The following is a 312-nucleotide window of genomic DNA, read 5'->3' as shown; positions in this document are numbered from 1 at the left end:
AAGTAGGCAAAAGAAAGCGGCTAACACCGCCAGCCCGTGTTCTTATCCACGGGCCCCCAACGTCCCCACGCTTCACGCGACAGTGCCCTGGTTGGTGCTCGTTGCCAACGCTTCGAATGAACGCTTCACCCGCTTCGAATACGCGTACTTGGGCAGGCGGCAGCGAATGGTATGTGCCGCCCAGGTGGCAAACTGTGTGCAGGTTGTCGCCTCGTATAGCTTGGCGCTCTTACAGGGTGGAACGCGTGCGCTATCGGTCCGAAGTCTCAGGATTACCCACATCTTGCGAGCGGAGTAATGAATGATCGCTTG

At 58.0% G+C, this 312-nt stretch carries 1 protein-coding gene; it reads right to left on the bottom strand.

What is annotated here, in order from left to right; genetic code table 11:
* Nucleotides 1-72: 72 nt before the first annotated feature.
* On the bottom strand, nucleotides 73-312 hold a 240-nt coding region (locus tag SB822_RS55965), incomplete at its 5' end, for a hypothetical protein (RefSeq protein ID WP_410858960.1).

The sequence above is a fragment of the Paraburkholderia sp. SIMBA_054 genome (assembly GCF_046534875.1).
Classification (GTDB): Bacteria; Pseudomonadota; Gammaproteobacteria; order Burkholderiales; family Burkholderiaceae; genus Paraburkholderia; species Paraburkholderia hospita.
Note: the sequence above shows the minus strand (reverse complement) of the source record. Positions and strands in the feature narration are given on the sequence as shown.